This is a genomic window from Candidatus Bipolaricaulis anaerobius, from assembly GCF_900465355.1.
Classification (GTDB): domain Bacteria; phylum Bipolaricaulota; class Bipolaricaulia; order Bipolaricaulales; family Bipolaricaulaceae; genus Bipolaricaulis; species Bipolaricaulis anaerobius.
Map to the genome: position 1 here is coordinate 1139522 of NZ_LS483254.1, position 12237 is coordinate 1151758.

Genomic DNA, 12237 nt, shown 5'->3' on the forward strand with positions numbered 1-12237 from the left:
CTATGCCGGACGAACGCGCGTCCGGGGTGATCCTGTTCCGCACCACGCCGGCAGGGCGCCACTACCTCATCATCAAGAACAGGATCGGCGGGCACTGGGGGTTCCCCAAGGGGCGCCTCGAACCGGGGGAGGACGAGCTCCAGGCCGCGCTGCGGGAGGTCAGGGAGGAGGTTCGGATCACCCGCCTCAACTTGCGGCCGGAGTTCAGGGAGCGCCTCGCGTACCGGTTCGTCCGCGACCGGGAGGTCGTGAACAAGGAGGTCACCCTATTCCTCGCCGCGACGGATGAGGAGGGGATCGCGGAGGGAAGCGAGATTATGGCCCTGGAATGGCTCCCCCTGCCGCAAGCGCTGGCGCGGCTGACCTATCCTGAGCAGCGGACCGCCCTCCTCCGTGCTGACGCGTTCCTCCAGGCGCTCCCCCGCGCGGAGGGGTGACCGAACGTGGGCTGGCCCGTCCTCGCCTCGGCGCTCGCCATCTTCGCCGCTTCGTACGCCCTCATCTTCTCCGGGTACGTCCACCGCGCGCTGGCCGCCCTCGTCGGTGCGGTGACGATGATCGTGGCCGGAAGCGCCCTCGGGTTCTACCCTTACCACGCGGCGGTGGCGAGCATCGACATGGACACGTTGTGGCTCCTGTTCGGGATGATGGCCATCGTCGGGCTGCTCCGGGAGACCGGGTTCTTCCAGTACATCGCGATCCGGGCGGCAAAGATCGCGCGCGGCAACCTGACCATCCTCTTCCTGTCGCTGGGGGCCGCTACCGCGATCGCCTCGATGTTCCTCGACAACGTAACCACCCTCCTCACCGTGGTCCCGGTAACGATCTCCGTGACCGAGGTGCTAGGCATCCCCGCGGGGCCCCTCCTCCTCATGGAGGCGATGGCCTCCAACATCGGGGGGACCGCGACCCTCATCGGTGATCCGCCGAACATCCTCATCGGGTCAGCGGCGGGGCTCTCGTTCAACGCGTTTCTCACCCACACCCTGCCCGTGGCCCTCGTCGTTTTCGCAGCCGCGATGGCATTCCTCCTCGCCCGGTTCCGGCGGCTGGCTACCCCCCACGCCGCGGACGTGGAGGCGGTGATGGCGATGGATGAGCGCCGGGCGCTCACCCACCCCCAGGCAATGGGGAAGCTGGTGGCCGTGCTGGGCCTCGTGTTCGCCCTGTTCGCTTCCCACAGCGCCCTCGGCCTCACCCCAGGCGTGGTCGCCCTCGTCGGGGCGGCTCTGTGCGCCCTCATCGTTCGCCCAAACGTGGAGGCGTTCCTGCACGGCGTGGAGTGGGACCTCCTCATCTTCCTCGCCTCCCTCCTCGTGCTCACGGGCGGGCTCGAGGCGAGCGGGGCCCTGGCCGTGGTCGGCCGGTGGACGGTGAGCCTCGCCGGCGGGTCCACGCTCCTCCTGGCGCTGATCCTCCTCTGGGTGGGGGCTGGCCTGAGCTGGGTCCTGAGCGCGATTCCGACCACGGTAACCCTCGCCGCCGTCGTGCGGGGCCTGGCGGGGACGGGGATCCCCCTCACCCCCCTGTGGTGGGCCCTTGCCCTTGGGATCGGACTGGGAGCGAACGGCACCCCACTGGGCTCAGCGGCAAACATGGTCCTCATCTCCATCGCTGACCGAACCCACCAGGGAGTGAAGGCCCGGGCCTGGTTCCGCGACGGGATCCCGGTGGCCCTCCTTTCCTGCCTGATCGCCAGTGCCTTCCTCTGGTTGGGGATCGCTACGGGGTGGTTCCTGTGACGGCCCTCCCGTTGACCGAGGTTCACCCCGCGGTGTGGCTCCTCGACGTGGACCAGTTCGGCGCCCCCCGCCAAGGCGGCGTCTACATCCTCCCTGGAAAGCCAACGGCCCTCGTCGAGGCGGGGACCTCGCTCGCCCGCGACCGGATCCTCGCCGCGTTGGCCCACCTCGGGATCGCCCGTGAGGACGTGGGGTGGATCTTCCTCACCCACATCCATCTCGACCACGCCGGGGGTGCAGGGGGGCTCCTCCAGGAGCTTCCGCAAGCGCGCGCCGTCGTGCATGCGCGGGGGGCGCGCCATCTCGTGGACCCAGCACGGCTCGTCGCCTCGGTGAGGGAGGCGGCCCGCGATCGGTTCCCCCTCTACGGGACGATGGACCCGGTCCCCGCGGGGCGCCTCCACGTGGCCCAGGATGGGGAGGTGTTCCCCGGGGGGCGGTTCCGCCTCCGGGCCGTGGATGCGCCGGGACACGCCCCCCACCACCTGTGCTACTTCGCTGACGGGGAAAGTCTCCTCTTCACCGGGGACGCCGTCGGGCTGTACCTGGGGGGGGTGCTCCTTCCATCCACCGTCCCCCCGCGCTTCGACCTCGAGGCGTCGCTCGCTACACTGCGCCGCCTCGCCGACCTCGACCCGCGGCTGCTCCTCTTCACCCACTTCGGGCCCGGGTCCCCCGATCTCCTCTCCCAGTACGCCCGCCTCCTCCCGGCGTGGGTGGAGCGGGTGAGGCAGCTGGGGCGGGGCCCGGTCGCGGAGGAGGAGCTCGTAGCGAGCGTCGTGGCCGAGGCAGCCAGGGAGGGCCTGATCCCGCCGGGCCCCGCCCGGGGCGACCTCGCGATGGCCGTCCGTGGCGTGCTCGGCTACCTCCGCCAACGGGAGGGCACGGCGTGATCGCGCGGGTGGCCCTTCCCGTCCCCCGGGCCGCCCCGTTCGACTACGAGGTCCCGCCGGATCTAGCCGTGGCGATCGGCGATCGCGTGCGCGTCCCGTTTGGAACGCGTCACATGTGGGGGATCGTGGTGGAGCTCGCCCACGAGCCCGCGTTCTCAGGGCGCCTCCTCCCGATCGAAGCCACGTCGGGCCCTGCTCTACCCGGTTCGGCCCTGGAGCTCATCGCCGCGGTCGCCCGTCAGTCGTTCGTAGGCCACGGCCTCGCGCTGGCCCGGCTCGTCCCTCCTCCGAGCCGAAGCCGAGCGAGGGAGGTGGAGCTGGCCCTATCTCCCGACGCCGCCCCCCCGCCGATGGCCGCGCTCCCCAGCCCCTCTCAGGCGCGGGTCCTCGCCGCCGTCGCGGCGGGGACGACCGAAGTCAGGGAGCTGCGGAAGCTCCCCGGCGGGAGCCGGGCCGTGGGCTCCCTCCTCCGCGCCGGGATCCTCCGCCCGCGGCGACTCCCGTTCTCGTACCGGGAAGAGGGCAATGCGATCACGCTTCACCCGCGCCAGGGGGAAGCGGTGGAGGCGATCCGGGCTGGGATCGGCCACGGCCGGGTGTACCTCCTGTTCGGGCCCCCGGGGTCGGGGAAGACCGAGGTCTACCTCCGTTCCGCCGCCGAGGGGCGGACCAAGGGCACAACCTCGCTCCTCCTCGCCCCGGAGGTATCCCTCCTCCCCCAGCTGTGGGCGCGGGCGGCGCGCGTCCTCGGCTCCCCGCCGGAGACCTACTTCGGGGAGCTCCCGCCGGGGGAGAGGTGGCGGACGTGGGACGGTGCGCAGCGGGGCGAGGTCCGGTGTGCGGTGGGCACACGATCGGCGGCATTCCTCCCCCTCCCGAACCTGGGCCTGATCGTCCTCGATGAGGAAGGGGAGCCCTCCTACAAGCAGGAGGAGATGGCACCCTACTACCATGCCCGCACCGTGGCCGAGCTGCGGGCGGAGCGGGAGGGGGCAGCGGTGGTCCTCGGCGCGGCCGCGCCCTCCGTCGAAACCTACTTTCGTGCCGAACGGGGAGAGATCGGGCTCCTCCCCCTCCCGGACCGCGTCGTCGGCGCTCCCCCCGCGGTCCGCGTCGCCCCGCGGGGGGACGACGTGATCGGCCCCATCCTCGCCGAGGCGATGGGGCGCCACCTCGCCCGGGGTGGCCAGGTCCTCCTCTTCATCAACCGCCGTGGGTTCTACACCGGCGCGGCTTGTCGCTGCCGCGCGATCCTCCGGTGCCCCCAGTGCCAGATCCCCCTCGTGTTCCACCTCTCCGAGCGGGCCTTCCGGTGCCACGCCTGCGGGAGGGTGGTGCGGGATCCGTCGTGCCCGAACTGCGGGGAGACGCGCTTCCACCTGTTCGGGGCGGGGACGGAACGGGCCGAACACGAGGCGAAGCGGCTCTTCCCTCAGGCCACCGTGGCCCGCCTCGACGCCGACACGGCGCGGGATCGGGACCGCATCCTCTCCTCCGTCGCCCGCGGCGAGGTCCAGATCCTCGTCGGGGCGCAGATGGTGGGGAAGGGCCTCGATTTCCCGGGGATCTCCCTCGTCGGGATCCTGAACGCTGACCAGCTCCTCTCCGTCCCCGACTTCCGTGCCGGGGAACGGACCTACCAGCTCATCGCCGGGGCCGCAGGCCGGGCCGGGCGAGGCGAGCGCCCCGGCGAGGTGATCGTGCAGTCCGACCAGCCGGACTACTACGCGATCCGCTCTGCCCTGGCCGGGGACTACACGGCCTTCTACATGGAGGAAATGAAGTACCGGGAGAGCCTGCGCTACCCCCCGTTCTCCCGCCTCGTGCGGTTGATCGCCACCGGCCGGGAAGCCGAAGCGAAGGCCGGATCCCTGGCGGAAGACCTCAGCGGGCACGGGTTCGAGGTCCTCGGGCCGGCCCGCCTCTTCCCCCGCCGCGGGGTCCCCCGCGCCCAGCTCCTCGTGCGGGGAAGAAGGGACGTGGTGGATCTCCTCGCCCATGCCCTTCCCCACCTCCCGCCGTGGCTACGGGTGGATCCTGACCCGATGTGGCTCGGCTAGAACGGCCAGAAGCGCTGGTCGTTCCAGACCTTCTGGCGCAGCTCCTGGTCGAGCGAGGTGAGGAGATCGAGGTGGGACCGCTCCCAGCTGGCGAGCCAGCTGTAGAGGGCTTTGGCCTCGCCGGGCGACGTGCGCTCCGCCTCGGAGTAGAACGCGACCGCGCGCTCCTCGAGCGCCATCGCGGCGTAGAGCGCCGCTGCCTCGTAGGAAGCAGCGGAGATCTCTGCCTTCACCGCCTCTGTGAGCACGCCGCCCGCGATGTCGGCCGGCCTCTCCGCCGGAGCCCCCGTGCTCACCCGGCCCGTGCGCATGAGGTCCGCGAACGCCTGGGACAGGACCTCGATGTGGCGCCCCTCCTCGTGGGCCAGGGTGAGGAAGATCTCCCGCACCGCCGCGCTCTGGGCTCCCTGCACGCTCCCCTCGTACAGCGCCTTGCTTCGCTGCTCGAGGAGCAACGCTCCCTTCAGGATGTCCTCTTGGTTTCCCATCAGTCCTCCTTGATGCTACAGTGTGGACCCATCCTCAGAAAAATCTCCCCCCCTGATCCCGGCAGTAGCCGCGGGCGAACTCGGGGCCGGAGAGGACACGGCACCCCGCGGGCTGGATCTCGAGGACCTCCACGACCCCGTGCCCCGCGGCGACGAGGAGGCGGTCCCGACGGGGAAGGATCGTCCCTCCCGGTGCCTCAGCCTCTCCCTCGTCCACGACCCGCGTGCGGTGGACCTTCACCAGTTTGTCCCGGAGGGTCGTGTGGGCGCCGGGCCACGGGTTCGTGCCGCGCACGAGGTCATGAATCCGCCGCGCCTCCCACTCCCACCGGATCCGCCCGTCCTCCTTGTGAAGTTTGGGGGCGAGCGTCCCCTCCTCCGGCTGGGGCCGGGGAACGACCTCCCCCCTCGCCATCCCATCGAGGGACTCCACGATGAGGTCCGCCCCCACCCCGGCGAGCCGCGCCTCCAGTTCCCCCGCCGTCTCATCCGGCCCGATGGCGACCGCCCGCTGGAGGAGAAGGGGCCCCGTATCCATCCCCTCGTCGAGGACGAACGTGGTGACCCCGGTCTCCCTCTCCCCGCGGATGATCGCCCACGCCACGGGCGCTGCGCCGCGGTAGCGGGGGAGGAGGGAAGCGTGGATGTTCACCGCCCCCTGCCGCGGGAGCCCGAACACCGCCGGGCGCAGGAACTGCCCGAACGCGGCCACGACGAGGGCGTCGAGGTCGAGCGCCTGGAGTTGGTCAAGGACGGGGGGAGCGTTGATCGTGCGTGGCTGGAGGATGGGGATCCCCAGCTCCTGGGCAGCGACCTTGACCGGAGGCGGGGTCAGCTTGAGGCCCCGTCCGGCGGGTCGATCGGGCTGGGTGATGGCGAGGAGGACCCCGTAGGTCTCGGCGAGCCGATGGAGGGCGGGCACGCCGAACGATCCCGTGCCGGCGAACGCAATCCGCATTACTCGAGCGAAGATGCCCTCTTTTCGCGCTGTGCGCAGGCAGCGCGAAACTCGGCGAGGACCCGCCGGCGCTCGTCCTTGGGAAGGAGGTCCACGTACAGTTCGCCGTCGAGATGATCCACCTCGTGCTGCAGGATGCGGGCCTCGAGCTCGGACAGGTGGAGCTCGACCGGCGCCCCGGCCTCGTCGAGGGCCCGCACCACCACCTCCTTCGCCCGCGGAACCTCCGCCTCCACCCCCGGCAGGGACAGGCATCCTTCCCACTCCACCTCCAGCTCCTCGCTCCGCGCGATGATCTCGGGGTTGAAGAACACCCACTCCTCGTCCCCAAGGCGGACGAGAGCCGCGCGCACCGGGAGGCCGATCTGGTTCGCGGCGAGGCCATGGGCCTCGATCTCCGCAAACGCAGCGCGCAGGGCATCCGCGACGTCGCGAGCCTCGCGGCTCCCCGGCTCGACCGGCCGCGTCGGACGGCGCAGGATCGGGCTCGGATACGTCAGGATCTCCAGTTTGGATCGCCTCCTCCAGGTCCTTTAGTATAGGAGGATCCGATCATGCCGACAACGGACCGGGGGAAAGCCCAGCGCGCGGTGGTAGAGAAGGTGCTCGCTCTGGAACGGGAGAAAGCGTTCGCCGACACGGCCGTCGTGGGGGGGCTGGAGGGCTTCATCGCCCGCCACGTCCCTGAGGCATCCCACCTCGTGTCAGGCTATGCCGGCCGTGACCCGGAGTCCCGGGCGCAGGCGGTCACCGCGCTCGAGCTCTGGCTGGCGACCCCCCATCCCCGGGAACCCCTGTCCGCGATCCCCGTCTCCCGCCTGCCCGGGGTGGGCAAGAAACGGGCCGAGCTCCTCGGCCGGCTCGGGATCCGCACCGTGGAGGACCTGCTCACGTTTTTCCCCCGCCGCTTGGAGGACCGCTCCCAGCTTCGCTCGATCGCCCAAGTACGGGACGGCGAGGTCGTGCTCGTCCGGGGGGCGGTGCGCGCCAAGTCACGGGTGAAGGTCCGGCGGGGGCTCGAACTGGTCAAGGTCGCCCTCGACGATGGCACGGGGCTCCTGTTCGCGATCTGGTTCAACCAGCCCTGGATCTGGGACCAGATCGTCCAAGACGGGCGGTACGCCCTGTACGGCAAAGCCCAACTGCGGTACGGGGAGATGCAGCTGGAGAACCCGGTGTGGGAGGAAGAGGGGACGGGCCTCCAGACCGGGCGCTGGGTCCCGATCTACCCGACCACGGAGGGCCTCACCCAGCCCATCCTCCAGAACCTGATCCGCCATGCCCTCCACCGGTTCGGGGGGCAGGTGGACGACGTGGTGCCGAAGGAGATCCGGGATCGCTTCGGCCTCCCCACGCGGCGCGACGCGATCTCCCGAATCCACGCCCCCGCAGACCCCCCCGACTTCGAGGCCGCCCGGCGGGCCCTGGCGTTCGAGGAGCTCCTCCTCCTCCAGCTGGGGATCGCTCAGCGCCGCGCTCCCGTCCCCAGCGGGGGACGGAGCCTCGCCCCGGACCGGACGCTCCTCGGCCGGTTCGTGAACGGGCTCCCGTTCGCCCTCACCCCATCCCAGCAGCGGGCTGTGCACGCGATCGAACAGGACCTCCGTTCCCCACAGCCGATGCTTCGCCTCCTCCAGGGCGACGTCGGGTCGGGGAAGACCGTGGTCGCCGCTGCCGCGTGCCTGATGGCCGTCTCGGCGGGAGCCCAGGCGGCGGTGATGGCCCCCACGGAGATCCTCGCCGAGCAGCACCACCTCGTGGTGCAGGACCTCATGCGGGACCTCCCGGTGCGGGTGGGGTACCTCTCCGGCGGGTTGGGGCGCAAGGAGCGACGCGAGCTCCTCCGGGCGATCGCGGACGGGGAGGTGGACTTGGTTGTGGGCACCCACGCCCTGATCGAGGAGGACGTGGTGTTCCGCGATCTCGCCCTGGCGGTGGTGGATGAGCAGCACCGGTTCGGGGTCGTCCAACGGGCGGCGCTGGAAGCGAAGGGGAGGGGCACGAACATCCTCGTCATGTCGGCGACCCCAATCCCGCGCACGGTGGTCCTCACCCTGTACGGCGAGTTCGCGGTGTCCGTGCTCGACGAGATGCCGAGCTCGCGCGGGGCCGTGCGCACGGTGTGGCTGTCGGAGTCACGGCGGGAGGATGCTTACCGGGACGTGGCGGACTGGCTTTTGCGGGGGGAGAAGGGGTACGTGGTGTTCCCCCTCGTCGCGGAGTCGGAGGAGCTCGACCTGCGGGCGGCCTCGGAGGGATACGAGGAGCTGCGCGCGCGGTTCCCCGAACACGGGGTCGCCCTCCTCCACGGCCAGATGCCGTCCGAGGACAAGCGGGCGGCGATGGCGGCGTTCCGGGCGGGGGAGGTCCAGCTCCTCGTGGCGACGACCGTGGTCGAGGTCGGGCTCGATGTCCCCGATGCGTCGTTCCTCGTGATCGAGCACGCCGACCGATTCGGGCTCGCCCAGCTGCACCAGCTGCGGGGCCGCATCGGGCGCAAGGGTCAGCCCGCCGTGTGCTATGCGATCGGCGACCCGACGACCGACGAGGCGCGCCAGCGGCTGGCGGCGTTTCGCGACCTCACGGACGGGTTCAAGATCGCGGAGGCCGATCTCCGCATCCGCGGTCCCGGGGACCTCCTCGGCACGGAGCAGTCCGGGTTCGTGTCCCAGCTCCGGGCAACGGATCTTACGCGCGACCTTCCGCTTCTGGAGAGGGCCCGGGAGGAGGCGCTGCGCCTGGCGAAGGAGGGGATCCCCCCGGAACTGGGCCGCGAGGCCACGCGCAGGTTCGGGGAATCCCTCTCCCTCCTCGGGGTGTAGCAAGCGATGGAAAACCCAGTGCGAGCGGGGTCGCAATGGATCATGCGCGCGGCGCGATGGGTGCGCGCGGATTTCGACGGGATTGCGGCCCTCGCCACCAAGCTCCGGGATGTGCCGCCTGTCGGGTGGGAGGGTCGGTACCACTTCCGCGGCGAGGAGGAACTCACCCTGCGGTACCTCCTGGCCCTCGACGCGCTCAACTTCTGCTTCTGGCCCCCCTCGCCGGCCACGGGGGAGAAGTGGTCCGTGCCCGGGCCAGGCGGGGGAAGGCTGACCGGCTACTTCGCCCTCGCCTATGCGTTGCGCCAGGTTGCGGAAGCTGACCCGTCGTTCTTCGCCCCCGCGGCCCTCCGTCGCATCGGTAGGGACCGAGTCAGGGACGCCCTTGGGGAGATCCCCCTCCTCCCCTGGCGGGTCCGGGCGCTCCAGGAGGTAGGGGAGGCCCTCTTCCGGTTCGGGTCAGCCCAGGGGTTCTTCGCCCGGGCCCAGGGCTCGTGTCGGCGGCTCGTGGAGCTCGTCACCGCCCATCTTCCCTTGTTCCGCGACGCGGCCCTGTACCGCGGCCGGGAAGTGCTCTTCCACAAGCGGGCCCAGATCCTGTGCGCCGACCTCGCGGGGACGTTTGGGGGAGAGGGCCCGGGCGCGCTCCGCGACCTCGGTTGGCTGACGGCGTTCGCCGACTACAAGCTCCCCCAGCTCCTCGCGGCCCACGGGGCACTCGTCCTCCACCCCACGCTCGCCGGGCGGATTCGCCGCCTCATCCCACTCGCCGCGGGATCCCCCGAGGAGGTGGAGCTGCGGGCGGCGACGGTCATGGCCGTCGAGGAGCTCACCTCCACCCTCCGCGCCGGCGGGAGGAGCGTCCTCCCGTGCGAAGTGGATTGGATGCTGTGGAACCTAGCCCAGGACCGGCTGCCCATTCCCCACCCCCGCGTCCTGACCCCGTTCTACTGACCATGTTCAGAGTCCTCGCCCGCGCGACGGGATCCGCAGCCCGGCTGGGGGAGCTCGCGACCCCGCACGGGACGATCCGCACCCCGGCGTTCGTGTCCGTGGCCACCCGGGGCACGGTGAAGGCCCTCGGGGCGGATGACCTCCGCGGCCTGGGGGTCGAGGCCCTGATCGGGAACACGTACCACCTCTCCCTCCGGCCGGGGGCGGAGACGATCGCCTCCCTCGGCGGGCTCCACGGGTTCACCGGCTGGACGGGCCCGTGGGTCACGGACTCCGGCGGGTTCCAGGTGTTCAGCCTCGGGGCAGGGAAGGTCCACGGGGTGGGGAAGCTCGCGACGATGTTCCCCGGCGATGCCCCGGCGAAGCGTGAGGGGGAGTCCCTCGTGGCCCTCACCGAGGAGGGAGCCCACTTCCGATCCGTGGTCGACGGTTCCCGTGTGTTCTTCTCCCCAGAGGAGGTGGTCCGCCTCGAGCGCCTGCTCGGGGCAGACGTGATCCTCCCGCTGGATGAGTGCACATCCCCGTTCCACGACCACGCCTACACCCGGGCGGCGATGGACCGCACCCATCGCTGGGCGGAGCGGGCGCTCGCCGCGTTCGCGAAAACGAAGGGTCTCGGGCCGAACCCAGGCCAGGTTCTGTGGGGGATCGTCCAGGGCGGGGCGTACGAGGAGCTGCGACGGGCCTCAGCGCGGACGATCGCGGCACTGGGGTTCCCCGGGGTCGCGATCGGCGGATCGCTGGGTCGGTCGAAGGCTGACATGCTGCGCGTGATCGAGTGGACGGTCGCCGAGCTCCCCGAGGATCGGCCCCGGCACCTCCTCGGGATCGGGGGAGTGGAGGACATCCTCGCTGCGGTGGACCGCGGTGTGGACACGTTCGACTGCGCTGCCCCGACGCGGCTCGCCCGGAACGGGGTCCTCCTCACGCTGGCCGAGGACGGGTTCCGGATCGCGATCAAGAACGCCCGGTTCGCCCGGGACGACCGGCCCGTCGAGGAGGGCTGCGACTGCCCGACCTGCGCCCAGTACCCGCGGGCGTTCCTGCGGCACCTCGTTCAGACGGGCGAGCTCTCCTACTACCGCCTCGCCACCCTTCACAACGTGCGGTTCATGGTCCGCTTTCTGGACCGGGTGCGGACGGCGCTCGCCGAGGGCCGGCCCGCCTCAAGCTCCGTCCTGAATCCCTAATCCCATCGCCGCCCGGTTGGCGCGACGCTCGCGCGCACTCGAAGGTAAGACTGGATCGGCCAACCATGGGGGACCGATGACGATCCTCGCCGCACTTCTGACCAGCCTCAGCTTCCCCCTGTCCCCCGAGTCCACCGCCGCGGCTGAGGGATCGAACATCGCTCCCACCGATCTCGCCCGGGGGCGGTGGGCTCTCCTGTTCGTGGTTGTCCCCCCGGCTGTCCGGCTTACGAAGACGCGATCCGTTGGCTCGGGAAGGCCCATGGTGCTCACCCTGAAGTCCATCCCCTCCTCGTCGGACCATGGCGAACGAGGGAGCGGGAGGCCACGGCGTCCTAGGCCGGACTGCGACTTGCGGCGGGCACCGACCGTGGTGTTCCTCCTCAACGGGTGCCCCCTGGTCCGACTCGACTGGCCGTTCACCGGGGACAACCGTGGCGTTGAGGAGCTGGCAACCGCGCCGCGCGAGGGGCCGCAGCAGCACCTGGGAGCCGCGCTCTCGTGGGGCGTCGCGCGCACGCTGGTGAATCCCCCCGATGGACGACCAAGCCGTGTTGTACCAGATGGGGCTGAGGGTCGTGCGGACGCGGGAGAGTTGGTACGCAGGATCGCCCTCCGCGCCACTCCCCGTACGTGATTCTGGACCGCGAGGGACGTGATCCACTGGGTACCCGAAGGCGCAGTTGAGCTGGAGGAACTCCGGACTGCGGCCCTCGCCGTGCCAAGCGAGGACGAAACCGATGAATGAAGGAACACGCTGCGGAAGTGCGCGATGCGAGTTGTGCTGTCTATGCTAGGGACATTAATAGCCCTTGGTTCAATCGCTATAGCCAACAACGGGAGCATGGCGGGCAGGACACCTGGACCTACCGGGTCACCCATGTCGAGAACCCACAGCCGTCCCACCTTTCACCAGTACGGACTCACGATGACCGTCGTGGGGGGGATCGTTCGATGCCTTGTACGATCTGGGAGTCAAGATGCGGACCTGGATTGTGGAGGTGGAGTCAGAGAGGTACGGGTTCCCCGAAATCTGGGAGGAGGATGGGCGGGTGATGCGCGAGCACCAGCTGAACCTCGTCTCGCTCTCAACCGAGGGAACATCGCGCCCCTGAGGGGCCCGGCGTGAC

At 70.8% G+C, this 12237-nt stretch carries 11 protein-coding genes; 8 read left to right on the forward strand and 3 right to left on the reverse strand.

The window, feature by feature from the left end; translation table 11 throughout:
- The first annotated feature begins 2 nt into the window (after positions 1–2).
- The 4 genes from BARAN1_RS05490 to priA are packed head-to-tail and all read left to right on the forward strand — an operon-like array spanning position 3 to position 4695.
- Entirely contained in the window at positions 3–437 is a 435-nt protein-coding gene (locus BARAN1_RS05490) for a bis(5'-nucleosyl)-tetraphosphatase (protein ID WP_122031550.1), read from the forward strand.
- A 6-nt stretch (positions 438–443) separates the two neighbouring features.
- Positions 444–1742 carry an ArsB/NhaD family transporter gene (locus tag BARAN1_RS05495; protein WP_122031551.1) on the forward strand — a complete coding sequence of 433 codons (1299 nt, stop codon included), beginning with the start codon at positions 444–446 and terminating at the stop codon, positions 1740–1742.
- Positions 1730–2635, forward strand: a complete 906-nt coding sequence (locus tag BARAN1_RS05500) for an MBL fold metallo-hydrolase (protein WP_122031552.1) — start codon at positions 1730–1732, stop codon at positions 2633–2635. Before BARAN1_RS05495 ends, BARAN1_RS05500 begins: the two co-directional genes overlap by 13 nt.
- A complete protein-coding gene (gene priA / locus BARAN1_RS05505) occupies positions 2632–4695 on the forward strand; it encodes a replication restart helicase PriA (protein WP_122031553.1) in 2064 nt (687 codons plus the stop codon). The genes BARAN1_RS05500 and priA overlap by 4 nt, the downstream gene beginning before the upstream one ends.
- Here priA and BARAN1_RS05510 read toward each other — a convergent pair.
- The 3 genes from BARAN1_RS05510 to def are packed head-to-tail and all read right to left on the reverse strand — an operon-like array spanning position 4692 to position 6650.
- Entirely contained in the window at positions 4692–5183 is a 492-nt protein-coding gene (locus BARAN1_RS05510; protein WP_122031554.1) for a ferritin family protein, read from the reverse strand. The two genes, priA and BARAN1_RS05510, sit on opposite strands and share 4 nt — an antisense overlap.
- Positions 5184–5217: 34 nt before the next feature.
- Entirely contained in the window at positions 5218–6141 is a 924-nt protein-coding gene (gene fmt / locus BARAN1_RS05515; protein ID WP_122031555.1) for a methionyl-tRNA formyltransferase, read from the reverse strand.
- Positions 6141–6650 carry a peptide deformylase gene (def, locus tag BARAN1_RS05520; protein WP_122031556.1) on the reverse strand — a complete coding sequence of 170 codons (510 nt, stop codon included), beginning with the start codon at positions 6648–6650 and terminating at the stop codon, positions 6141–6143. Before def ends, fmt begins: the two co-directional genes overlap by 1 nt.
- A gap of 45 nt (positions 6651–6695) precedes the next feature.
- Here def and recG point away from each other — a divergent pair, with 45 nt between their 5' ends.
- From recG to BARAN1_RS06795, 4 genes are all read left to right on the forward strand, one after another.
- Complete coding sequence (gene recG, locus BARAN1_RS05525) at positions 6696–8963, forward strand: ATP-dependent DNA helicase RecG (RefSeq protein WP_122031557.1); 2268 nt, start codon at positions 6696–6698, stop codon at positions 8961–8963.
- A gap of 60 nt (positions 8964–9023) precedes the next feature.
- On the forward strand, positions 9024–9917 hold the full coding sequence (locus BARAN1_RS05530; RefSeq protein ID WP_162297757.1) for a queuosine salvage family protein: 894 nt from the start codon (positions 9024–9026) through the stop codon (positions 9915–9917).
- A gap of 2 nt (positions 9918–9919) precedes the next feature.
- Positions 9920–11107, forward strand: a complete 1188-nt coding sequence (gene tgt, locus BARAN1_RS05535; RefSeq protein ID WP_122031559.1) for a tRNA guanosine(34) transglycosylase Tgt — start codon at positions 9920–9922, stop codon at positions 11105–11107.
- A gap of 980 nt (positions 11108–12087) precedes the next feature.
- Positions 12088–12222: a hypothetical protein gene (locus BARAN1_RS06795; protein ID WP_269460762.1), complete on the forward strand. Its 135-nt coding sequence runs from the start codon at positions 12088–12090 to the stop codon at positions 12220–12222.
- Positions 12223–12237: the final 15 nt, after the last annotated feature.

Coding starts and splice junctions, on each gene's coding strand:
- BARAN1_RS05490 (WP_122031550.1), top strand. CDS start 3: ATGCCGGACGAACGCGCGTCCGGGGTGATCCTGTTCCGCACCACGCCG.
- BARAN1_RS05510 (WP_122031554.1), bottom strand. CDS start 5,183: ATGGGAAACCAAGAGGACATCCTGAAGGGAGCGTTGCTCCTCGAGCAG.
- fmt (WP_122031555.1), bottom strand. CDS start 6,141: ATGCGGATTGCGTTCGCCGGCACGGGATCGTTCGGCGTGCCCGCCCTC.
- recG (WP_122031557.1), top strand. CDS start 6,696: ATGCCGACAACGGACCGGGGGAAAGCCCAGCGCGCGGTGGTAGAGAAG.
- tgt (WP_122031559.1), top strand. CDS start 9,920: ATGTTCAGAGTCCTCGCCCGCGCGACGGGATCCGCAGCCCGGCTGGGG.
- BARAN1_RS06795 (WP_269460762.1), top strand. CDS start 12,088: ATGCGGACCTGGATTGTGGAGGTGGAGTCAGAGAGGTACGGGTTCCCC.